The sequence below is a fragment of the Rhizobium sp. YTUHZ045 genome, from assembly GCF_051124255.1.
Classification (GTDB): domain Bacteria; phylum Pseudomonadota; class Alphaproteobacteria; order Rhizobiales; family Rhizobiaceae; genus Rhizobium.
In genome coordinates this window covers 2,395,182-2,418,285 of record NZ_CP101432.1, presented here as the reverse complement: position 1 = coordinate 2,418,285, position 23,104 = coordinate 2,395,182, and the positions used below count along the sequence as shown (strand labels likewise).

General features: G+C 62.6%; 21 protein-coding genes and 1 pseudogene. 19 read left to right on the top strand and 3 right to left on the bottom strand.

Going from position 1 to position 23,104, the window contains the following annotated elements:
• Window positions 1-197 precede the first annotated feature (197 nt).
• Window positions 198-4,661 carry a beta strand repeat-containing protein gene (locus tag NMA58_RS12280; RefSeq protein WP_434710250.1) on the top strand — a complete coding sequence of 1,488 codons (4,464 nt, stop codon included), beginning with the start codon at window positions 198-200 and terminating at the stop codon, window positions 4,659-4,661.
• Window positions 4,662-4,834: 173 nt separating this feature from the next.
• On the opposite strand, the gene NMA58_RS12275 is transcribed toward NMA58_RS12280, so the two are convergent.
• Entirely contained in the window at window positions 4,835-5,008 is a 174-nt protein-coding gene (locus NMA58_RS12275) for a hypothetical protein (RefSeq protein ID WP_097600084.1), read from the bottom strand.
• 126 nt (window positions 5,009-5,134) lie between these two features.
• Between NMA58_RS12275 and NMA58_RS12270 the strand changes: the two genes are divergently transcribed.
• Window positions 5,135-5,335 carry a hypothetical protein gene (locus NMA58_RS12270; RefSeq protein ID WP_434710249.1) on the top strand — a complete coding sequence of 67 codons (201 nt, stop codon included), beginning with the start codon at window positions 5,135-5,137 and terminating at the stop codon, window positions 5,333-5,335.
• 1 nt (window position 5,336) lies between these two features.
• Complete coding sequence (locus NMA58_RS12265) at window positions 5,337-5,546, top strand: hypothetical protein (protein WP_434710247.1); 210 nt, start codon at window positions 5,337-5,339, stop codon at window positions 5,544-5,546.
• 80 nt (window positions 5,547-5,626) lie between these two features.
• On the opposite strand, the gene NMA58_RS12260 is transcribed toward NMA58_RS12265, so the two are convergent.
• Complete coding sequence (locus NMA58_RS12260; RefSeq protein WP_434710245.1) at window positions 5,627-6,529, bottom strand: SDR family oxidoreductase; 903 nt, start codon at window positions 6,527-6,529, stop codon at window positions 5,627-5,629.
• 91 nt (window positions 6,530-6,620) lie between these two features.
• Between NMA58_RS12260 and NMA58_RS12255 the strand changes: the two genes are divergently transcribed.
• Complete coding sequence (locus NMA58_RS12255; protein WP_434710243.1) at window positions 6,621-7,445, top strand: helix-turn-helix transcriptional regulator; 825 nt, start codon at window positions 6,621-6,623, stop codon at window positions 7,443-7,445.
• 296 nt (window positions 7,446-7,741) lie between these two features.
• Here NMA58_RS12255 and ftsZ read toward each other — a convergent pair whose 3' ends face one another.
• Window positions 7,742-8,764 (bottom strand): cell division protein FtsZ, encoded by a 1,023-nt coding sequence (gene ftsZ, locus NMA58_RS12250; RefSeq protein WP_434710241.1) that lies wholly within the window; start codon window positions 8,762-8,764, stop codon window positions 7,742-7,744.
• A gap of 306 nt (window positions 8,765-9,070) precedes the next feature.
• Here ftsZ and NMA58_RS12245 point away from each other — a divergent pair, with 306 nt between their 5' ends.
• The 15 genes and pseudogenes from NMA58_RS12245 (at window position 9,071) to NMA58_RS12175 (ending at window position 23,101) form a co-directional block, all read left to right on the top strand.
• Window positions 9,071-9,466, top strand: a complete 396-nt coding sequence (locus NMA58_RS12245; protein WP_097600080.1) for a hypothetical protein — start codon at window positions 9,071-9,073, stop codon at window positions 9,464-9,466.
• A gap of 176 nt (window positions 9,467-9,642) precedes the next feature.
• Complete coding sequence (blh, locus tag NMA58_RS12240; protein WP_434710239.1) at window positions 9,643-10,923, top strand: bifunctional sulfur transferase/dioxygenase Blh; 1,281 nt, start codon at window positions 9,643-9,645, stop codon at window positions 10,921-10,923.
• A 147-nt stretch (window positions 10,924-11,070) separates the two neighbouring features.
• Window positions 11,071-11,631, top strand: a complete 561-nt coding sequence (locus tag NMA58_RS12235) for a hypothetical protein (protein WP_434710237.1) — start codon at window positions 11,071-11,073, stop codon at window positions 11,629-11,631.
• A gap of 155 nt (window positions 11,632-11,786) precedes the next feature.
• Entirely contained in the window at window positions 11,787-12,710 is a 924-nt protein-coding gene (locus NMA58_RS12230; RefSeq protein WP_434710236.1) for an MYG1 family protein, read from the top strand.
• A 233-nt stretch (window positions 12,711-12,943) separates the two neighbouring features.
• Complete coding sequence (locus NMA58_RS12225) at window positions 12,944-13,333, top strand: c-type cytochrome (RefSeq protein WP_176536324.1); 390 nt, start codon at window positions 12,944-12,946, stop codon at window positions 13,331-13,333.
• A gap of 144 nt (window positions 13,334-13,477) precedes the next feature.
• Window positions 13,478-14,296: a cytochrome c oxidase subunit II gene (locus NMA58_RS12220; RefSeq protein ID WP_097600077.1), complete on the top strand. Its 819-nt coding sequence runs from the start codon at window positions 13,478-13,480 to the stop codon at window positions 14,294-14,296.
• A 67-nt stretch (window positions 14,297-14,363) separates the two neighbouring features.
• On the top strand, window positions 14,364-16,142 hold the full coding sequence (gene ctaD, locus NMA58_RS12215) for a cytochrome c oxidase subunit I (protein ID WP_434710233.1): 1,779 nt from the start codon (window positions 14,364-14,366) through the stop codon (window positions 16,140-16,142).
• Window positions 16,139-16,852 (top strand): cytochrome c oxidase subunit 3, encoded by a 714-nt coding sequence (locus NMA58_RS12210; RefSeq protein WP_097600075.1) that lies wholly within the window; start codon window positions 16,139-16,141, stop codon window positions 16,850-16,852. Before ctaD ends, NMA58_RS12210 begins: the two co-directional genes overlap by 4 nt.
• Window positions 16,853-16,863: 11 nt before the next feature.
• On the top strand, window positions 16,864-17,583 hold the full coding sequence (locus NMA58_RS12205; RefSeq protein WP_430960761.1) for a heme-copper oxidase subunit III family protein: 720 nt from the start codon (window positions 16,864-16,866) through the stop codon (window positions 17,581-17,583).
• A gap of 7 nt (window positions 17,584-17,590) precedes the next feature.
• Window positions 17,591-17,956 carry a cytochrome C oxidase subunit IV family protein gene (locus NMA58_RS12200; protein WP_183705870.1) on the top strand — a complete coding sequence of 122 codons (366 nt, stop codon included), beginning with the start codon at window positions 17,591-17,593 and terminating at the stop codon, window positions 17,954-17,956.
• Window positions 17,957-18,063: 107 nt separating this feature from the next.
• A complete protein-coding gene (locus NMA58_RS12195) occupies window positions 18,064-18,645 on the top strand; it encodes a dienelactone hydrolase family protein (RefSeq protein WP_434710230.1) in 582 nt (193 codons plus the stop codon).
• A 93-nt stretch (window positions 18,646-18,738) separates the two neighbouring features.
• Window positions 18,739-19,602: pseudogene (locus tag NMA58_RS12190) on the top strand (helix-turn-helix domain-containing protein); the annotation flags it as partial.
• Between the two features lie 412 nt (window positions 19,603-20,014).
• Entirely contained in the window at window positions 20,015-21,193 is a 1,179-nt protein-coding gene (locus NMA58_RS12185; RefSeq protein WP_434710228.1) for an efflux RND transporter periplasmic adaptor subunit, read from the top strand.
• Window positions 21,194-21,260: 67 nt separating this feature from the next.
• Window positions 21,261-21,965, top strand: a complete 705-nt coding sequence (locus NMA58_RS12180; protein ID WP_434710226.1) for an ABC transporter ATP-binding protein — start codon at window positions 21,261-21,263, stop codon at window positions 21,963-21,965.
• Window positions 21,962-23,101 (top strand): ABC transporter permease, encoded by a 1,140-nt coding sequence (locus NMA58_RS12175; protein ID WP_434710224.1) that lies wholly within the window; start codon window positions 21,962-21,964, stop codon window positions 23,099-23,101. The genes NMA58_RS12180 and NMA58_RS12175 overlap by 4 nt, the downstream gene beginning before the upstream one ends.
• Window positions 23,102-23,104: the final 3 nt, after the last annotated feature.

Genomic DNA, 23,104 nt, shown 5'->3' with positions numbered 1-23,104 from the left:
GCAAGAAAATCGTCTTTTATTTCATAGTATATATGTTAACACTTTATTGGGAGTGGGGAGTATTCCGGTTCTGAATTAAGAAAAATGGTGTTTGCCTCGACAATACCGGGGCGGCGACGTGTTCCTGCGTGTCGTCTTAGCCTTAATATTCTTAAATCGGTTTCAGATTACTTGTTTTGATTCATGGGGGTATTTTAATGGCTACGCAAAGCACCGGCGGTGGCAGTACGACTTCTTTCACCAATGCGCCACAGGCGAAGGATGACTCTTACATCTGGACGGAAGATCAGCTGCTCAGTCTTCAGCTCTACAATGCGGCCACCAAAACCATAACCCTTGATGTGATGTCGAATGATCTTGGCGGGAATGCCAAATCCCTCTTCTCGGTCGACGACGGAGATGGCAATCCAATTACCACTGACTATGAGCTTATTGCAAAAGACGTCGGAGCGAACGGGGCATCTGCCTGGGAGACGACCCTGCTCGGCAATTGGGTCAGGATCAACAATGGAAAGATCGAATACCGTCTGAGCGATGGAAGCGGCATCGCGGGCTCGGGCGCGGATATCAACACGCTGTCTGCCGGTGAAATCCTTAAAGATAGTTTTGTGTATGCGATACGGCTCGGCAACGGCACGCTGAGCGAGGCAAATGTGACGATTTCGCTCACCGGCGCCAACGATGCGGCCGCGATCGTCGTCGATGCGACGGTGACCGACGACCGGGCGACGGTCGAGGCGGGTGCGGCCGGCAGCGGCGATCCGAGCGCCTCCGGCAAGCTGACGGTCAGCGATGTCGACGACGGCGAGGCGGTGTTTGCCGCCCCGGCCTCGCTCAACGGCATCTATGGCAGCTTCAGCTTCAATGCCGCCACCGGCAGCTGGACCTATACGCTCGACAACAGCCGGGCGGCGACGCAGGCGCTCAACCAGGGTGACGCGGTCAGCGACACGCTGAGCGTCAGCTCGCTCGACGGCACCGCCAGCCACAACATCGTCGTCGCCATCACCGGCGCCAACGATGCGGCCGCGATCGTCGTCGATGCGACGGTGACCGACGACCGGGCGACGGTCGAGGCGGGGGCGGCCGGCAGCGGCGATCCGAGCGCCTCCGGCAAGCTGACGGTCAGCGACGTCGACGACGGCGAGGCGGTGTTTGCCGCCCCGGCATCGCTGAACGGCATCTATGGCAGCTTCAGCTTCAATGCCGCCACCGGCAGCTGGACCTATACGCTCGACAACAGCCGGGCGGCAACGCAGGCGCTCAACCAGGGCGACGCGGTCAGCGACACGCTGAGCGTCAGCTCGCTCGACGGCACCGCCAGCCACAACATCGTCGTCGCCATCACCGGCGCCAACGATGCGGCTGCGATCGTCGTCGATGCGACGGTGACCGACGACCGGGCGACGGTCGAGGCGGGTGCGGCCGGCAGCGGCGATCCGAGCGCCTCCGGCAAGCTGACGGTCAGCGACGTCGACGACGGCGAGGCGGTGTTTGCCGCCCCGGCATCGCTGAACGGCATCTATGGCAGCTTCAGCTTCAATGCCGCCACCGGCAGCTGGACCTATACGCTCGACAACAGCCGGGCGGCAACGCAGGCGCTCAACCAGGGCGACGCGGTCAGCGACACGCTGAGCGTCAGCTCGCTCGACGGCACCGCCAGCCACAACATCGTCGTCGCCATCACCGGCGCCAACGATGCGGCTGCGATCGTCGTCGATGCGACGGTGACCGACGACCGGGCGACGGTCGAGGCGGGTGCGGCCGGCAGCGGCGATCCGAGCGCCTCCGGCAAGCTGACGGTCAGCGACGTCGACGACGGCGAGGCGGTGTTTGCCGCCCCGGCATCGCTGAACGGCATCTATGGCAGCTTCAGCTTCAATGCCGCCACCGGCAGCTGGACCTATACGCTCGACAACAGCCGGGCGGCAACGCAGGCGCTCAACCAGGGCGACGCGGTCAGCGACACGCTGAGCGTCAGCTCGCTCGACGGCACCGCCAGCCACAACATCGTCGTCGCCATCACCGGCGCCAACGATGCGGCTGCGATCGTCGTCGATGCGACGGTGACCGACGACCGGGCGACGGTCGAGGCGGGTGCGGCCGGCAGCGGCGATCCGAGCGCCTCCGGCAAGCTGACGGTCAGCGACGTCGACGACGGCGAGGCGGTGTTTGCCGCCCCGGCATCGCTGAACGGCATCTATGGCAGCTTCAGCTTCAATGCCGCCACCGGCAGCTGGACCTATACGCTCGACAACAGCCGGGCGGCAACGCAGGCGCTCAACCAGGGCGACGCGGTCAGCGACACGCTGAGCGTCAGCTCGCTCGACGGCACCGCCAGCCACAACATCGTCGTCGCCATCACCGGCGCCAACGATGCGGCTGCGATCGTCGTCGATGCGACGGTGACCGACGACCGGGCGACGGTCGAGGCGGGTGCGGCCGGCAGCGGCGATCCGAGCGCCTCCGGCAAGCTGACGGTCAGCGACGTCGACGACGGCGAGGCGGTGTTTGCCGCCCCGGCATCGCTGAACGGCATCTATGGCAGCTTCAGCTTCAATGCCGCCACCGGCAGCTGGACCTATACGCTCGACAACAGCCGGGCGGCAACGCAGGCGCTCAACCAGGGCGACGCGGTCAGCGACACGCTGAGCGTCAGCTCGCTCGACGGCACCGCCAGCCACAACATCGTCGTCGCCATCACCGGCGCCAACGATGCGGCTGCGATCGTCGTCGATGCGACGGTGACCGACGACCGGGCGACGGTCGAGGCGGGGGCGGCCGGCAGCGGCGATCCGAGCGCCTCCGGCAAGCTGACGGTCAGCGACGTCGACGACGGCGAGGCGGTGTTTGCCGCCCCGGCATCGCTGAACGGCATCTATGGCAGCTTCAGCTTCAATGCCGCCACCGGCAGCTGGACCTATACGCTCGACAACAGCCGGGCGGCAACGCAGGCGCTCAACCAGGGCGACGCGGTCAGCGACACGCTGAGCGTCAGCTCGCTCGACGGCACCGCCAGCCACAACATCGTCGTCGCCATCACCGGCGCCAACGATGCGGCTGCGATCGTCGTCGATGCGACGGTCAGCGACGACCGGGCGACGGTCGAGGCGGGGGCGGCCGGCAGCGGCGATCCGAGCGCCTCCGGCAAGCTGACGGTCAGCGACGTCGACGACGGCGAGGCGGTGTTTGCCGCCCCGGCATCGCTGAACGGCATCTATGGCAGCTTCAGCTTCAATGCCGCCACCGGCAGCTGGACCTATACGCTCGACAACAGCCGGGCGGCAACGCAGGCGCTCAACCAGGGCGACGCGGTCAGCGACACGCTGAGCGTCAGCTCGCTCGACGGCACCGCCAGCCACAACATCGTCGTCGCCATCACCGGCGCCAACGATGCGGCGGCGATCGTCGTCGATGCGACGGTGACCGATGACCGGGCAACGGTCGAGGCGGGTGCGGCCGGCAGCGGCGATCCGAGCGCCTCCGGCAAGCTGACGGTCAGCGACGTCGACGACGGCGAGGCGGTGTTTGCCGCCCCGGCATCGCTGAACGGCATCTATGGCAGCTTCAGCTTCAATGCCGCCACCGGCAGCTGGACCTATACGCTCGACAACAGCCGGGCGGCAACGCAGGCGCTCAACCAGGGCGACGCGGTCAGCGACACGCTGAGCGTCAGCTCGCTCGACGGCACCGCCAGCCACAATATCGTCGTCGCCATCACCGGCGCGGATGATGGACCAGCCAGGCAGGCACCGACCGACATTAAGCTGACGCCTGTCGTTCCGGCGGACAGCGTCAACTTCAATAATTTTGAGTTCAGTGGTCTGCTGTCGGCGACTGATCCCGACGCGGGTGGATTCAGCTTCAACATTGCTTCGCAGTCGAATCCGGGCTTGTTCTCGATAACCGGCAATACGCTTCATTCGAGTGCGCTATCGACGAACGGTACATTTTCAGTGACGGTAACGGCAACGCAGACCGGTGATCCTATAGGGCCGACCTTCGAAAAGACGGAGACGTTCACTGTAATTACCGGTGGCAATGGCAATTCAGTGGACAATCCGACCGGCGGAACCGGCGACGATGTGCTCTACGGTGGCGGCGGTAACGATATGATGTTCGGGCTGGGAGGTGACGACACTCTTTTCGGTCAAGACGGCAACGACACGCTAAACGGTGGTGCTGGCAACAACATCCTTACCGGTGGCGTGGGAAATGACACCTTCTTTTTCCAAAAGTTTGCCACCACAACGAACCATATGACTGATTTCAATGCTGGGACGAATAGCACAACCGTGGACAGGTTCCAGTTGGACGTTGGAGGCGGCACATTCGAGTTCGCCGTCGGCAACAACAATACAATTGTGGACAATGTGAAGGTGGGGAACAACGCCACGATCAATGTCGCCGGAACGGAGGTTGCCGTCAAAACGGACGTGAGCGTCACGAACGCAACCGTCCAGAGCACCATCGATGGTTACGGCAACATAACCACAGGGGCATTGTTCGTGTTCCACAATACGGATCTCGGCCATGCGGCGGTCTACTACGATCAGAACCCAGGTTCAGCCGGCGGCGCGGTGCTGGTGGCTGAATTCGACAACATCACGACCCTCGGCGGGCTTGCGAATTTTAACTCGGGCGACTTCTTGTTTGGCTGAGGCGGTTTGTGATTGCGTAACGAGGTAGTTTTCCGACAGCAGCCGGACTGAACCTCATTCCCGCGCACAGGCCTGCGGGGGGTCTGAAATTCTGTGCGCCCAGCGTACTGGGCGCACAGAATTCGTCGGGTGGCAGATAGCGTCATTTCACGCGTCGCGGGAGCCTGCCGGCCTCAATTGGTCCCATCGTTTGGTCTTGCCTTTGCGCTGTCATTGGTGGTGTCCGACGCGGTTTTTCCGTCCGGTTGCTGGCCGAAATAGGTGCCGCCGAGATGGCCGCCGGCGCTGGTGTTTCTGACCTGCTGTTCGGCGCGTTTCTGAAGTTCTCGAACGTTGGTCTTGCTCATGTTCGGCTCCTTTTTCGAGGTTCTCGACCTTTCACCAACCGATGGGGACCGGGACTGTTCCAAATTTTCTGCCGGAACCCTTCCTCGCTTTCGCGGTTTTTCCTATTCAACCAAGGAGAAACGACGATGGGCATGATCACCCCCAAGGACGGCGCCCCCGGCACCACCGATCAATCGCCTCGGTGGGAAGGACCGAAGGGAAACACCCCGCGCGGATATCTCAAACCCAAGGACGATCCGGACAGGAATCGCGACGCCAATGGTGAGAACAACCGCGATCCTGAAATGAACGACATTTCCGACGCTATGAAGCAGAAAGGCGAATGACATGGGCAATACGAAAAAGGACGCCGCCGGTCAGTTTGCCAAATCCCGGGCCGACCGGAAGGCCAGCGGCGTTGCCAGCGCCAAGCCGACCGTGATCACCGGCTCGGAGGACGCCACGGTGAACAAGAACCCGCCGGGCAAGAAGAAGCCCGAGAAGGACTGGGACATCAATTACGATCCCGCCGATATGAACGAGGGACGGATGCGCTGAGCCGGTAGCGCACCCGCCTCATCCGACGCGGCCCCTTGCGGGGCAACTCAGGATGAGGCTCGTGAGCGATGGCCCGACATTCAGGCTTGCGCTGCCCCGGTAAAATAGGCCGGGTGGTCGATATTGGCGAGCAAGCCAGGTTCCATGGGCTGCCAGCCAAGGAGAGTGCGGGTGTGTGCACTCGAGGTGGGCACGTCGAAGCCGGCGAACATTCCAAACCAGCCAAAATGCTCAGCCGCGTCTTGCCGCGACAGCGAGACGGCAGGCACGCCGAGGCGGCGTCCGATGAGCTCCGCAATCTCCCGGAAGGGCACACCCTCTTCGGCGACCGCGAGGAAGGGGCCACCGCTGGCGCCATGCTCCAGCGCCAGGCGGTAGACCCGGGCGGCATCGCGCCTGTGCACGGCTGGCCAGCGATTGCCCCCGTCGCCGATATAGGCGGAAATACCTTTCCGCCGGGCGATATCGATCAGGATCGGGATGAAGCCGTGATCGCCATGGCCGTGCACTGATGGCGGGAGCCGGACGGTCGAGGCGCGCACGCCGCGGGCGACAAGTGATACCGCAGTGATTTCGGAGGCGCGGGGATAGGTTTCGGTCGTTGGCATCGGCGGGTCCTTCTCCGTGCCGATGCGGCCAGGCGCATGGCCAAGGCCCGCTGTGACCAGTAGCGGACGGTTGGAGCCCCGGAAGGCTTCACCGAGCGCCTCGATGGCGCGCCGGTCGGCGGCGCAATTCTCCGCGAATTTCGAGAAGTCATGGTTGAAGGCCGTGTGGATGACGCCGTCGGCCTCGGCCGCGCCGCGCTTCAAACCCTGCAGGTCGTCAAGCGTGCCGCGCTGGACCTCGGCTCCTGATGCCGCCAGTTCGGCCGCTCCCTTGTCCGAGCGGGCCAGGCCGAGAACCTGATGGCCGGCGCCGATCAACTCCTTGACGACGGCCGAGCCCACCCACCCTGTGGCTCCGGTAACGAATACGCGCATGTCGATATCTCCTGATTGGACGCAGACAGATATCGAGCAGGCTGATATCATGGTAAAGTAGTGATATTATCATGGTATAAAGGCTAACAGGATGAGCGAATTCGTCGCCTCCGATAATCGGCTGGGCAGCTACCTCAAGGACCGCCGCGGCAAGCTCGATCCCGCCGCCCTTGGTTTTGCCGGCGAGCGGCGCCGTACGCCGGGGCTTCGCCGCGAGGAGGTGGCGAGCCGCGCCAATATCAGCCCCACCTGGTACACATGGCTGGAGCAGGGCCGCGGCGGTGCGCCTTCGGCCGACGTGCTCGACCGAATCGCCCGTGCCCTGATGCTGACGGATATCGAGCGCGAGCACCTCTTCCTGATTGGGCTCGGCCGCCCGCCCGAAGTGCGCTACCGCAGCGACCATGGCATCACGCCGCGGTTGCAGGGCGTGCTCGACGCGCTTGATCCGTGCCCGGCGCTGATCCGCACCGCGATTTGGGACGTGGTCGGCTGGAACCGGGCGGCGACCGTGCTACTGACCGACTACGGCGCGCTGCCGCCGGAAGAGCGCAACGTGCTGCGCTTCATCTTCCTCGACCCGCGCGTGCGCGCTGCTCAATATGACTGGGAAAGTGTCGCCCGCTTCGTCGTCGCCGCCTTCCGGGTGGATGCGGCACGCGCCGGTGCTGCCGCCGAGGTGGAGCCGCTGGTCGACGAACTCTGCCGCAAGAGCCCGGAATTCCTGGCCATGTGGCGCGACAACGATGTGCGCACCCATGGCGAGGGCGCCAAACACATCAAACACCCGGTCCTCGGCCTGCTCTCCTTCGAATATTCCGCCTTCCAGGTGGACGGTCGGCCGGACCTCAGCATGGTGGTGTATAATCCGGCGACGGAGGAGGATGCGGCGAAGATCAGAGAATTAGTCAGGTGAGACAGTGACGCTGCTGCCGTGATTGATAGGGACTGCTACTGGAAGTCTTCAGAGCTCGAAAGGAGAGCCGTGGTCAGTGATAATGCAGCGAATAGGAACAGGTACTTCAATTTTCTATCTTGAGTTCCGCGGTGTCTCTCTTGAGCTCTGGCGCGGTATCTTCCGACCACGCTCATGATGAGGCGCATAGCCTTAGGGGCCATGCCTCGAAGCATGAGCGCCGCATACTTCCTGCGTTTTGAGTGCGATACTTATCCGGCCGATCTCTGACGAACCGGCCGGTTGACTGCCGCCGCTTACTGCAGCGTGCGCGTCTGAATCGGCTCAGCGGGCGAGTGAGAAGGGGACGCGGAGAGAGAGCTGCCTTCCAGGCCGGTCGCCACCACCGAGACGCGGAATTTGCCGTCGAGGCTGCGGTCGAAAATCGCGCCGACGACGATGTCGGCGTCGTCCTGCACTTCGTCACGAATGCGGCTTGCCGCCTCGTCCACTTCGAACAAGGTCATATCCGAGCCGCCGGAGATCGAGATCAGCACACCCTTGGCGCCTTTCATCGAAATATCATCCAGAAGCGGGTTGGCGATTGCCGCTTCCGCCGCCTTCATCGCCCGGCTTTCGCCGGCGGCTTCGCCGGTGCCCATCATCGCGCGGCCCATGCCCTGCATGACCGACTTCACGTCGGCGAAATCGAGGTTGATCAGACCTTCCTTGACGATGAGGTCGGTGATGCAGCCGACACCGGCAAAGAGCACGCGGTCGGCCGTCATAAAGGCATCGGCGAAGGTGGTTTTCGCATCGGCGATGCGGAAAAGGTTTTGATTGGGAATGACAATAACGGTATCGGCCGCCTGACGAAGGGCCTCGATGCCAGCTTCCGCCGTCCGCATGCGGCGATTACCCTCGAAGGTAAACGGCTTGGTGACGACGCCAACGGTCAGGATGCCGGCCGCGCGTGCGGCGCGCGCGATGACCGGGGCTGCGCCCGTGCCCGTTCCTCCGCCCATGCCGGCGGTGACGAAACACATGTGCGATCCTGCCAGGTGATCCATGATCTCGTCGAGCGATTCTTCTGCCGCCGCATGTCCGATTTCCGGCAGGGAACCGGCGCCGAGGCCCTCCGTCACATTCGCGCCGAGCTGGATGCGGCGCGATGCCTTTGAGGTGGCAAGAACCTGGGCATCGGTGTTTGCGGCGACGAATTCGACGCCTGCCAGCTTCTCCGCGATCATATTGTTAATCGCATTGCCGCCGCCGCCGCCGACGCCAACCACGGTGATTTGCGGCCGCAGCCCGGTAATGCCGCTCTTGGCGTCCGTCATCGTCTTCTCCTTCGATATCTCGTTTCCGCACGCCCTCATCGCGGACAGCGAATCGGCGTTGAGCATAGTCGCCCAACAAGGCAGAGGCGAGGCGAAAGAAGCGGTGCGCCTTGAGCGACGCGAAGTTCTCGTCAGCTCTGCGTCGGCAAATCCGAAGCGGCGGGCAAGTGCGTGTCCTCTCGCAGTGGACGCAGGCGAGACATCCTAGCTGTGCTGCTGATTTCGATCACAAGCGCCGGCGGGGCGTGAACTAAAGCCGCGCCGCGGTGTTTACAGGCATGCCTCTTCTCTGAAAGGAACATCCCCATGCAAAGACTCTTGCTCTCCGGTCTTGCCCTTGCAGCATCGGCCGCCACCGCCTTCGCCCAACAGCCGCCCGCTCCACCACCCGCCGGCGAGCCACCCGCAGCGAATGAGCCCGCATCGCCACCCCCGCCTGCGCCTGATGATGAGAGGGTGATGCGTCACGGGGCGGATGAGCAGTCCCGAGATCGCCCCGACTACCGCTGGCATGGTTCGAGAGGCGACATGGGCTTCCGTGATTATCGCGGTCATCGCCTGCCGCCGCCCTCCAAGGCGGCCCGTTTCCAGATCGAGGATGGAAATACCCGGATCGACCTGAAATGCGCTGAGGACGAACCGACAAAGGTATGCGCCGATCTGTTGCTTCAGGTGATGGATCGCCTGCAGGGCCAGGATTGACTTCAACGGACGTCACATTCGATGTCGATCGGCGGCAAGGGACGCCGACGCTGTCGTTTTGACCAGCCGGGCGAGCGCGAGAACAGGCGCCTCTATTCTTGCGCTCGGCAATATACTTGTGAGATTGTACTGCTATACGTGCGATACTGCGTGATCAGGGCGGCGCGGAGGCTTCGATGATGCCGGTGAGGGTCAATGAGCGGCTATCGGTGGCGGGGCAGCCCGATCCAGCCGCTTTTGCCGATTTCGCCAAGGAGGGCTTCGCCGCCGTCATCAACGCCAGGCCCGACGGCGAGGAGCCTGGCCAGCCAGGCAATGCGGCAGAAAAGATTTCCGCTGCCGCCGCCGGGCTTTCCTACAGTTTCGTGCCGGTGAAAGGCAACGAGATTACCGAGGCCGATATACGCGCCTTTCAGGCGGCGATGGTTGAGGCGAAGGGACCGGTCGTCGCCCATTGCAAGAGCGGCACGCGAGCATTGACGCTCTACGCGTTGGGCGAGGTGCTCGACGGGCGGATGAAGCCGGCGGATGTCCAGACCTTCGGCGAAGGCCTTGGCTTCGATCTTGCCGCCGCACGCCGCTGGCTCGAAAAGGCGGCAAGCCGATGGCCCCAGGTGAAGGCCTTCTTCGAACCCCGGACCTGCAGCGTGCAGTATGTCGTCTCCGATCCGGCGACAAAACGCTGTGCCATCATCGATCCGGTGCTCGACTTCGACGAGATGTCGGGCGCGACGGGAACGGTGAACGCCGATGCCATCCTTGCTTACATCGAGAGCGAACGGATGACGGTCGAGTGGATCCTCGACACGCATCCGCATGCCGATCACTTCTCCGCCGCCCATTATCTCAACGAAAAGACTGGCGCGCCGACAGCGATCGGCGTCCATGTCACCGATGTGCAGAGGCTTTGGGAGGAGATCTATAACTGGCCGGCGCTCGCGACCGACGGCTCGCAATGGGACCGGCTCTTTGCCGATGGCGACACGTTTGAAATCGGCGGTCTTACGGCCCGAGTGATGTTTTCGCCCGGCCATACGCTGGCATCGGTGACCTATGTGGTCGGCGACGCCGCCTTCGTGCACGATACGATGTTCACGCCGGATTCGGGAACGGCGCGCACCGATTTTCCCGGCGGCAGCGCGACCGCCCTCTGGCACTCGATCCAGGCGATCCTATCGCTGCCCGAGGAGACCCGCCTCTTTTCCGGCCACGATTATCAGCCCGGGGGTCGTCACCCGCGCTGGGAAAGCACGGTCGCAGCCCAAAAGCGCGCCAATCCGCATATTGCAGGCATGGACGAGGCCGGCTTCGTGGCGCTGCGTGAGGCGCGCGACCGTACGCTGCCCAAGCCGAAGCTGATGCTGCATGCGCTGCAGGTCAACATCCGCGGCGGTCGGCTGCCGGAACCAGAGGAGAACGGCCGCCGGTATCTGAAGATCCCGCTGGATGCTTTATGACGGCGACGGCGAGGCGGCGACGGCCGCCATGAGCTCGCTGGCCTTTTTCCCGGATTGCCCTATGATTTCCTACCGCCCCGTGTTTGCGCATCTGATAGGACGCGCGGCGCCGGAGGGCGTGGGCGCCCGCTCGAACGGAGTTTCGAAATGCTCGAACGAAATCAGCTTCCTTTGCGCCCGGCAGCTCCCGGTTTCGCGGTCGCCTGGGTCACGGTCATTGCCGGCGCCAGCGTCGCTCTCAGCCTGCTTTTTGCCTGCGTCACGCCTTTCGTTGCCCTGGCGGCAGTCTCGGCGGTCGTTCTTCCCCGGAAGATGGCGATAATGGCGGTGCTGTTCGCCTGGCTTGCCAACCAGACGGTCGGATATCTCATGCTCGGCTATCCCCAGACCTTCGACAGCTTTGCCTGGGGGCTGACGATCGGTGTCGCCGCATTTGCATCGCTCGTGGCATCGCTCGGCGTGCTTCGCCTCAAGGCCGGCCTTGCCGCCACCATGGCCGCCGCCTTTATCGCCGGGTTCGTCGCGTATGAGGCAGTGCTCTTTGCAGCGACGGTAGCGCTTCCGTCCGGCGATGGCGCGTTTTCGGCAGCGGTCGTCGCCGAGGTTCTTTTGATCAATTCTCTGGCTGTAATCGGGCTCATCTGCCTGTATATCGGCGCAGCCGGGCGCGCGCTCGTTGCAGCACAGCCGGGACCGGCGCTGCCTTAGGCCATTGCCTCTACACATATCGGTTCAAAGCTGCCCTGTCGCCTTCCGACACTATGCAGAATGCGCGAAGCCGGGTTGAGATAGCGGCCGGCAACGGCTATCTCGTTCAGACCCGCAAGCGGATCCTCCGCCAAACCACAAGGCGCATAACTTCGATGAGCCCCGATTTCCTCGTTACCCATTCCGGTGGTTTCCATGCCGATGAGCTGCTGTCGAGCGTCATCCTGACGCGGCTTTTCCCGCAGGCGCGTCTGATCCGCAGCCGGGCGCCGGAATGGATCACGCCAGCCCCGGACCGGATCATCTATGATGTCGGCGGAGCCTATGATCCTGCCGCCGGCATATTCGATCATCATCAGCGCGGCGCGCCACTGCGAGACGACGGCCAGCCATACAGTTCGTTCGGCTTGATCTGGAAGCACTACGGCCGCGAATATCTCGTAGCCTCCGGTCTTCCCGATCATCATGTCGAAGCCCTGCACTCCACTTTCGACACCGGTTTCGTGCTGCCGATCGACCTGACCGACAATGGCGCGCTCAGCCCTTCGGGTCCTTTGGCCAGCCTGACGCTGCCGGCGCTGCTCGAGACCCTGAAACCGGTGTTCGATGAGCAGGAACCCGAGGCTGACGATCGTGCCTTCCGCGCGGCGCTGGCCATTGCCCGCAGTTTCATCGATGCCGGGATCGCCCAGAGGGCCGCAAAACTGCGAGCCGAGGCGATCGTGTATCGGGCGATCGAGGTTGCTGGGCAGGGGCGTATTCTGGAATTGCCGAGAGGGATGCCCTTCCGTCCCGCCATCGTCAAGGCCGGCGCCGATCACCTGCTGTTCGTCGTCCACCCGCGCGAAAAGGATTGGTGCGTGACCGGCATTCGCCGTGGCGACGACGGGTTCGAGCTCCGGGCCGATCTGCCGGCAACCTGGGCCGGCCTTACCAATGGCGAGCTGGAGGCGGTCTGCGGCGTCGAGGGCGCTAGCTTCTGCCACAACGGCCGCTTTATCGCTGCCGCCAAAACCCGCGAGGCGGCGCTTGCCATGGCCGAATTGGCCGTGCATGAGGCGCTTTCGGTCGGAGTATAAGTCGGGTGGCGCGGCGCCATTCTCGGGCAGATCACCGCGTGCTGACCGGGTTTCGGGCCCGGTATTTGCGTCGGGGCACAAGTTATCGGATTGCGCCCAAGTGCCGGCAATCGTGGAAGCGATTGACTTGCATCCGCGAAGGACTAACTTTAAGCCCTAGCAACCACCACCCCCGCGCGAATGATGGCCGAGGGTGAGAGTGGCTGGCGACCTTGAGGAGGATGAGGTTTGCCGTGGATTACCGTGCTGTTCTGCTGATTACTGCATCCGTCATTGCCCTTTTCCCTCTCAACGCTGGAGCGCAGGAGGGGGATGCGACGGCTGGCGCCACCGTTTTCAAGAAATGTGCCACCTGTCATGTCGTCGAGTCCGATACGAACAAGGTGGGTCCGTCACTGAACAAGCTGTTCGGCCGAAAGGCCGGGACGCATCCTGATTTTACTTATTCTGCGGCGATGAAGGCGGCCGGCGAGGGTGGTCTCGTTTGGGACGAGGCGACGTTGCGTGACTATCTGCATAATCCGAAAGCCAAAGTGAAGGGCACCAAGATGGCCTTCGCAGGAGTGAAGGATGACCAGGAAATCACCAATCTCATTGCCTATCTCAAACAATATTCTCAATGACGGGCAATACTCCCAATGACGATTTGCCGGCGGCGGCGCATGCCTAAATCGCCGTAATTGCCGACATTTTCTATTTGTGCGATAATAAACTCGACATTTTTGTGGAGTGCGGTTTCACGGTCGGTCGGCCCAGGAGGGGCGGAAATGGCTGTTGTGCTGATTCTCGTCTTGGTTGTCGTTGGCTCCGTGCTGTTCCACGTGCTGAGCCCGTGGTGGTGGACGCCGATCGCGTCCAACTGGAGCTATATCGACAACACGCTCGTAATCACCTTCTGGATCACCGGCATCGTCTTCGTGGCGGTGGTTTCGTTCATGGCCTATTGCGTCTTCCGCTTCCGCCACAGACCGGGCAATCGGGCGCATTATGAGCCTGAAAATCGCAGACTGGAATTGCTTCTGGCCTCGGGAACGGCAGTTGGCGTCGCGGCAATGCTGGCGCCTGGCCTGATCGTCTGGAACCAGTTCATCACAGTGCCCGCCGATGCCGCATCGGTCGAAGTCGTCAGCCAGCAGTGGCTGTGGAGCTTCCGCCTGCCGGGCGCGGACGGAAAGCTCGGCCGCGCCGAGACGCGTGACGTCACTTCCGACAATCCGCTGGGCCTCGACAAGAACGATGCAAACGGCCTCGACGACATCATCGTCGAAGGCGGCGAGCTTCATCTGCCGATCGGAAAGCCCGTGCACATATTGCTGCGCTCCGTCGATGTGCTCCATGATTTCTACGTGCCGGAATTCCGCGCCAAGATGGACATGATCCCCGGCATGGTCACCTATTTTTGGCTGACACCGACACGCACGGGCACGTTCGAGATCCTCTGTGCCGAACTTTGCGGCGTCGGTCATCCGCAGATGCGCGGCACCGTCATTGTCGACAGCGATGCGGACTATCAGACCTGGCTCGGGCAGCAGCAGACATTCACCCAGCTGACGGCGTCATCGGGAGAGCCGCCGCCGGCAAACTGAACTGGCGGGAAGACGGCCGGAGGCCGCAGGCCGCTCTAACCAACCGGCTGACATAGGAGGAGATATCATGGTCGAGATTCCGTCCGGCAGCGCAGGTGTCATCCCGACCGCCGAAGTCGAGGATGTCGAGCTTTATCATCCGCACAGCTGGTGGACGAAATATGTGTTCTGCCAGGATGCCAAGATCATTGCCGTCCAATATTCGCTGACCGCCATCTCGATCGGCCTGGTGGCGCTGGTGCTCTCCTGGCTGATGCGCATTCAGCTCGCCTTTCCCGGCACTTTCGCCTTCATCGATGCCGATCACTATTACCAGTTCATCACCATGCACGGTATGATCATGGTGATCTATCTGCTCACTGCGCTCTTCCTCGGCGGCTTCGGCAACTACCTCATCCCGCTGATGGTCGGTGCGCGCGACATGGTGTTTCCTTATGCGAACATGCTGAGCTACTGGATCTATCTGCTGGCGGTGCTGATCCTGGCGGCGGGGTTTTTCGCCCCCGGCGGCCCGACGGGGGCAGGCTGGACGCTCTATCCGCCGCAATCCGTTTTGTCGGGCACACCCGGCGGCAAGGACTGGGGCATCCTGCTCATGCTCATCTCGCTGATCGTCTTCATCATCGGCTTCACCATGGGCGGCCTGAATTATGTGGTGACGGTGCTGCAGGGACGCGCGCGCGGCATGACGCTGATGCGGATGCCGCTCACCGTCTGGGGCATCTTCACAGCGACCGTTATGGCGCTCTTGGCCTTTCCGGCCCTGTTCGTCGCCTGCGTCATGATGATGTTCGACCGCCTGCTCGGCACCAGCTTCTTCATGCCCGCCATCGTCGAGATGGGCGAGCAGCTCAAGCATGGCGGCGGCAGCCCGATCCTGTTCCAGCACCTGTTCTGGTTCTTCGGGCATCCGGAGGTCTATATCGTCGCGCTGCCGGCTTTCGGCATTGTTTCGGATCTCATCAGTACGCATGCGCGCAAGAACATCTTTGGCTACCGGATGATGGTCTGGGCGATCGTTATCATCGGGGGCTTGAGCTTCGTCGTCTGGGCGCACCACATGTATGTCAGCGGCATGCACCCGGCCTTCGGCTTCTTCTTCGCCACCACGACGCTGATCATCGCCATCCCGACGGCGATCAAGGTCTACAACTGGGTGCTGACGCTCTGGCGCGGCGATATCCATCTGACGCTGCCGATGCTCTTTGCGCTCGCCTTCATCGTCACCTTCGTCAATGGCGGTCTGACCGGCCTCTTCCTCGGTAATGTCGTCGTCGACGTGCCGCTATCTGATACGATGTTCGTCGTTGCGCATTTCCATATGGTCATGGGCGTGGCGCCGATCCTCGTCATCTTCGGGGCGATCTATCACTGGTATCCGAAGGTGACGGGACGCATGCTGGACGAGACGCTCGGCCATATCCACTTCTGGATCACCTTCCTCGGCACCTATGCGATCTTCTTTCCGATGCATTATCTCGGCCTGCTTGGTGTGCCGCGCCGTTATTTCGAGATGGGAGAGACGGCCTTCGTGCCACCGTCTGCTCATACGCTGAACATCTTCATCACCGTCATGGCGCTCGTTGTCGGGGCCGGGCAGATCGTCTTTCTGTTCAACCTCGTCTGGAGCCTTTTCCGGGGCAGGGAGGCTGGCGGCAATCCTTGGCGGGCGACGACGCTCGAATGGCAGACGCCTGAGACGCCGCCCGCACACGGCAACTGGGGCAGCGATCTGCCCGTCGTCTACCGCTGGGCCTATGATTACAGCGTGCCGGGGGCGGACGAGGATTTCATTCCGCAGAATGTGCCGGCAAGCGGCGGCGCAACGCGGGAGGTCCCAGCATGAACGTCGTGCTGATCTTCCTCGCTGCCATAGCCGCCATCATGATCTGGTGGCTGGCCGGACAGCGGCTGACCTCGAAGCCCTGGCTCGAAACCGGCTCGCTGCAGCAGCCGGATCATCATGGTGCAGACCGGCCGCCTGTGCCTGCGGTGAAAATAGGCCTCTTCGTGTTTCTAGCAGTCGTCGGCGCGGTGTTCAGCCTTGCCGTCAGCGCCTATTTCATGCGCGCGGCCTCAGCGGACTGGTGGGGGATGCCGGTTCCGCGGCTGCTCTGGGTGAACACCGCGGCCCTTGCCTTGAGCAGCGCGGCACTGCAATGGGCCAAACATCAAGCACAGCATGGTCGCATGGAAAGTCTACGGCCGGCGCTTGCGACAGGATTTGCGCTTGCCGTCTTCTTTCTCGCCGGGCAGATCCAGGCATGGCGGGAACTGACGGCGGCCGGATACATACTGGCCGACAATCCCGCCAACAGCTTCTTCTATATGCTCACCGGCCTGCACGGGCTGCATATTTTGGGCGGGCTTGCCGTCCTCGCGCATACGACGGTCAAGGCGTTCGCAGCCGATGTCGCGCCGGAGAGACTGCGGCTCAGCGTCGACCTATCGGCCATCTATTCGCATTTCATGCTCGCCGTCTGGCTTTTGCTTTTCGCGCTCTTTGCCGGCTGGGCGAATGATTTCGTCGATCTCTGCCGCACGTTGATAAGCTAGGGGATTTGCAGATGGCACATTCTGTCCAGACACACGGTGAGGCAGACCTCAGGCCCGCGGGCCTTCGCGGAGTCGCGGCCGATTTCAGCTCGGATCAGCGCGCCTTCAAGACCGCCTCCTGGGGCAAGGCGATGATGTGGATTTTTCTGCTCAGCGACACCTTCGTCTTCGGCTGTTTCCTGATCGCCTATATGACCGCCCGCATGTCGACGCCCGTCGCGTGGCCCAATCCAAGTGAGGTCTTCGCGCTCCACATCGGCGGCCAGGATGTGCCGCTGATCCTGATCGCGATCATGACCTTCGTGCTGATCTCCAGCAGTGGCACCATGGCGATGGCGGTCAATTTCGGCTATCGCCGCGACCGCCGCGTGACTGCGATACTCATGCTGCTGACGGCAGTTCTTGGCGTAACCTTCGTCAGCATGCAGGCTTTCGAATGGACGAAACTGATCACCGAAGGCGTGCGCCCCTGGGAGAACCCCTGGGGGGCAGCCCAGTTCGGATCGTCCTTCTTCATGATCACCGGCTTCCACGGCACCCATGTGACGATCGGCGTTATCTTCCTGCTCATCATCGCCCGCAAGGTCTGGCGGGGCGATTTCGACGTGGAACGGCGGGGCTTCTTCACCAGCCGGAAAGGTCGCTACGAGGCCGTCGAGATCATGGGCCTCTACTGGCACTTCGTCGACCTGGTCTGGGTCTTCATCTTCGCGTTTTTTTATCTATGGTGAGGTCGTCATGAGCGAGACAACGGCGCATGCCCAAACCCAAACGGCGCATGCACAAGCACAGACGGGACAGCAACATCCGATCCGGCTCTATCTCTTCGTCTGGGGCCTGCTCTTCGTGCTCAGCGCCTTTTCCTACCTTGTCGATTATTTCGGCATTCAGGGCTATCTCAGATGGACGCTGATCCTTCTGTTCATGATGCTGAAGGCGGGGCTGATCGTCGCCGTCTTCATGCATATGGCCTGGGAGCGGCTGGCGCTCGTCTACGCCATCCTGCTGCCGCCGGTGCTGGTGCTGGTCTTCGTGGCACTGATGGTATCGGAATCGCAATACACGATCTTTACGCGGCTCGCCTTTTTCGGCGCGGCCCCTTAAATATTGTCGTCGGGGGCTGAGTGCGACGTCCGAGATGACTGCCGCAGGCCCGGTCTGAACTCCTCTGAACTTTCTTATCGGGCCAACACCTCGATGGGAGACGCCTTATGGCTGAGATCTTGCTGTTCCACCACGCACAAGGGTTGACCCCTGGAGTGCATGCCTTCGCAGACGAGATCAGGGCGGCGGGCCACATCGTCCACACGCCTGATCTATTCGATGGACGCACGTTCCATAGCATCGAGGAGGGGCTCGCCTATATCGGCGAGATCGGATTCGACACCATCAGAGAACACGGTGTCCGGCTCGCCGACGAACTGCCTCCCGAACTAGTCTATGTCGGCTTCTCGTTTGGCGTGCTCCCAGCGCAGAAGCTGGCGCAAACACGGCCTGGAGCCCGCGGGGCTCTGCTTTTTTATTCCTGCCTGCCGATCAGCGGCGAGTGGGCCTTCGGACCCTGGCCGGAGAGCGTTCCGGTCCAGATCCACGGCATGGACAACGATCCGATCTTCGTCGGCGAGGGTGACATCGATGCCGCCCGCGAAATCGTGGCGAAGGTCACGGACGCGGAGCTTTTCCTCTATCCCGGCGACCAGCACTACTTCGCCGACAGCTCGCTTCCGACATATGACGCGGATGCAACCGCGCTGCTCACTGCACGTGTGCTTGCGTTTCTGGGGCGCGTCTGATCCGGCGTTGATGGCCCGCTCGAACCCCGCGACCGCAAATCTAAAATTCCCATATAAAATATGTCCTAAAACATGATGGAGGTCGCGCCGGGCGGCCTGCGTTGGGGCTATGGTGTGCAGGGCGTGGGGCTGGTTGTGCCCGTGATTGCAGCAGTGGTGCCGCCGCTTGCCTATGGCGGGGTTTCCAGGCTGGTGAGGACGAGCCGGCGGTCGCTTGCTGGGCGGATCGGGCTGCATGCCGTGCCCGCTATCTTCATCCTGCTGCTGGTGACCTTCTGGCGGGATGCGATCGACGTGGCGCTAGTGCTCATCTTCGTCGGTTACGCCGTGGCAATCCTGCTTTTGATGCGCCCGGGGGCGGACGCGCTGCGGCTCGCGCCCTTCGAAGGCGCCGTGCCGGCCTATCGGGCGATCATCTTCGCGGCAGCCGCGCTTTGTCTATCGGCCGCTGTCGATATTCTTGTCTTCCTCGATTTCATCTCAGCGCATAGCGAGCGGGCGCTGGCACTGATCAGCGTGGGAAATCTCGCCGCCCTCGTTATCCTCGGCATTGCTGCGGCAGCTGCCAGCCGCAGCCGGGTGCCGCCGGAAATAACAGAGGTAGCGCCGAGGTCTGATACCAGCGAGGACAAGGAGACGATCGCGGCGGTCGATGCGCTGATGGAGGCAAAGAAGCTTTATCGCGACGCCAATCTCAACCTCGACCGGCTGGCCCGCAAGGCCGGAATCCCCGCCCGTCAGATCTCGGCAGCGATCAATCGGGCGATGGACAAAAACGTCTCGCAGTATGTCAACGACTACAGAATCGGCGAGGCCTGCCGCCTGCTCTCCGCCACCGAAAAATCGGTGACCGAGGTGATGTTCGAGGTCGGCTTCCAGACGAAGTCGAACTTCAATCGGGAGTTCAGGCGGGTGACCGATATGACGCCCGTAGCTTGGCGGCAGCGGAGGGGGTGAGGTGCGGGGCCACCCGGCCTTGCTCTTCTGTAGGACTCGCCATCGATTGTTGTGGCGGGCGTGCCGTGGGACACCCCCCTCTGCTCTGCCGGGCATCTCCCCCACAAAGGGGGGAGATTGGCTGGGCGAGATGGCTTCCTCAAACAACTAAAGCCCCAAATAACGAAAGCATTGTAATTGTCGATGCCGTTGGAGAGGGACCAATGGTCAAGCCTCTTGCCGATCTCCACCCTTGTGGGGGAGATGCCCGGCAGGGCAGAGGGGGGTGCCACACGGCAATACAGTTGTTGGGTGAGGCGCATGCGCAGTCACGGCCGCCGATAGTGCAGCCACCACGTACACAATCGCGATCGAGGCATGCCTGAAACATGTTCCAGGTCGCGGTTTTTTCGCCCGCGGTCATTCTGTAGGCATGAACACGACATCGGAACATGAACGACACCTTGCCGCCAGGCTCAGATCGCTTTCGATCGAGCCCGCGGCCTTGGAGACAAAGCCGCAGGAGCGCCGAGCCCGGCGGCTGAGAACGCCAACGATGCTGGCCCTTGCGGGGGCGGTGTCGCTGGCGGCGGTTCTTCATTACCGGCCGGATGCGCTCGAGCGGATCGGGGTGGCGCTTGCAAGGCTTGTGGGCGATGACGCAGCGTTACCGGCTGGTGGAGCGGCGTTGCCAGTCACGAGTTTGCCTGAGGATGCGGCGGTTGACGACGCCACGCCAACTCCGGGCATCGTCGCACCGACCCGGGGTACGCCAAGCCGCGAGATCACAGGCTCCGGTTATGTCGTGGCACCCGACATCGCCACCGTTTTTTCCAAATATGCGGGGCGGATCGTCGCCATCGAGGTCGAGGCGGGCGATCCGGTCGTGGCCGGCCAGGTGCTCGTTCGGCTTGATGATGCCGGCGCACGCTTCGTGCTCCGGGGCGCTTATATAGCAGGGCGGGCGGCGGAACTGGCGCTGGAGGCTCGGAATATTACGCTCGTCCAGGCGCGGTCTTCGCTGGATCGTGCGGAGCGGTTGGCTGGGCGTGACGCCATATCGGCCGAGGCGCTGGAGGCAGCGCGCACGGCCTTCGATACGGCCGGCAATGCCGCGGCACTGGCAAGGCAGGATCTCGAAAAGGCGAAGCTCGATATCGACAGGGCGCGCGAGCAGATGGAGGCACTGACCGTGCGGGCGCCGATTTCCGGCACAGTGACGCGGCTCAATGCGCATGTCGGCGACACCGTACTGTCGCGCGAGGATAGCGTGCGGGAGAACGAAAGCCTGCTTGCCATCACCGATTCCGCAAGCCTGGCCATCGATGCCGATGTGGCCGAGGCCAATATGGCGCTGCTGCGTCCGGGTCTCAACGGCGAGGCCGTGCTCGAAGGCTTCCCCGATAAGCCCTTCGCGGTCGAAGTGGCGAAAATTGCACCGGTCCTTTCCAAGGAGAAGGGCACGGTGACGTTGCGCTTGTCGCCCTCTTCGCCGCCGCCGGGCATGCGGCCTGCAATGGCGGCGCGCATCCGGCTGGTGGTCGGCGAGGAGGCTCAGCACGCCGCCTCGTCCTTCGAGGCTCCGGCCGCTGGCCTGCGTATCTCAAGATGAGGGCTGATCGGTTTCCACGTCGCGAACCTTCGAGCCCACAACCAGCAGACCACCAAGGAGCAGAACCATGACAGACACCACAGAACCCTATATCGCCCTTGTCGGCGTCAGCAAGTCCTTCAGAATCGGAGCGGAGACGATTCCGATCTTTTCCGGGCTCGATCTCTTCGTTCCGCGCGGCGATTTCGTTGCTGTCATGGGACCCTCCGGTTCCGGGAAATCGACATTGCTCAACATGCTCGGTGGTATCGACAGCCCGGATGCCGGTGAAATCAGGGTCGGCCGCAGCCATCTCGAGCAGATGGGCGAAGGAGCAAGGGCGGTCTGGCGGGCACACGCCATGGGCATCGTCTTCCAGTTTTACAATCTGCTGCCGATGCTGAACGCGGCGGAGAACATCGAGCTGCCGCTGTTGTTGAAGCCGCTCGGCTGCAAGGAGCGACGGGCTCGCGTCGATACGGTCATGGATCTCGTCGGACTTGCGGGCCGCCAGCGGCAGTTTCCATCGAGCATGTCGGGCGGGCAGCAGCAGCGCGTCGGCATTGCCCGCGCCATCGTGACCGATCCAGATCTTATTCTCTGCGACGAGCCGACCGGCGATCTCGATCGCAGATCGGCCGATGACATCTTGGAGATGCTGAGTTTTCTCAATCGCGAGCTTCAGAAGACCATCATCATGGTCACGCATGATCCCGAGGCCGCTTCCTTTGCTCGTCGCACGCTGCATCTCAACAAGGGCGAATTCGTCAGCGAGGAAAGGACGGGCCGATGACCTTCTTTCAGCTCATGCGGCGCAATGTCTGGCGCAAGCGGCTGCGCGCCATTTTGCTAATGTTTTCAGTCGGCGTCGCCTTCCTGATCTACGGACTTACGGCGAGCTTCGTCAGCGGCAGCCAAGGAGCGGCCGGCGCCAGCGACAATCTGCTCGGCGTCTTCAACAAAGCGAACCGCGGGCTGCCATTGCCGCTTGCTTATCTCAACCGGATCGCGGCCGACCGGGATGTCGCCGCAGTCGCCTATACCGCGCGCATGCGGGGCTTCGTCGAGGTCGAAAAGAATGTGGTTGCCGTCAGCGCCGTCGATCCACAGGCCATTGCCGCGGCCAACGGCGACGAGCTCAAACTGACGCCGAAGTTGATCGCGGCATTGGAAGAGGCCGGTGATCGGGTGCTGGTCGGCAGGGCACTGGCGGAAGCCGAGGGCTGGTCGATCGGCCAGCGCATCGGCTTTACCGGTCAGCTTGCCCGGGCTGACGGCAGCCGCAATTGGAGCTTCACGATCGCGGGTATTTTTGAGGGCGCGGACGCCAGCACCGATACCTATTTCATGCTCGCCCGCTACGACGCCCTCAATGCCGCTCGTGCGCGCGACAAGGATACGGTTGACGCCTTTGTGGTACGTCCGCGCCCGGGCGTGCCACCAAGTGTCGTGGCAGCGCGGATCGATGCTCTATTCGCCAATTCGGCGGCGCAGACGAGGACGCAGTCGGAAAAGCAGTTCCTTGAAGCGTTTCTCCGGCAATTCGCTGATATCGGCCTGATCGTGAGCCTCGTCGTGGGGGCGGCCTTCGTCACCATCCTGATGATCGCGGTCAACACCATGCTCTTTGCGGTGAGAGAGCGGCGTTTCGAGATCGGCGTCTTGAAGGTACTCGGCTTTTCCAGTTCTCGGATTCTCGCGCTCATTCTTGGCGAGTCATTGTTTATCTTTTTTGTCGGCGGCGCGGGCGGACTTGTTCTCGCCAAGCTTGCGGCGCTGTCCATCGGACCGGAGTTCGGCCTCGTCTTCGGCACGGCCGTGCTTGCGAAATCTCTCGCCATCATAGCGGGGCTTGGCCTGCTGACCGGGCTGCTGCCTGCGGTGACCGCCGTGCGCCTGCCCATCGTCAACGCCTTCAGAACGAGATAATCC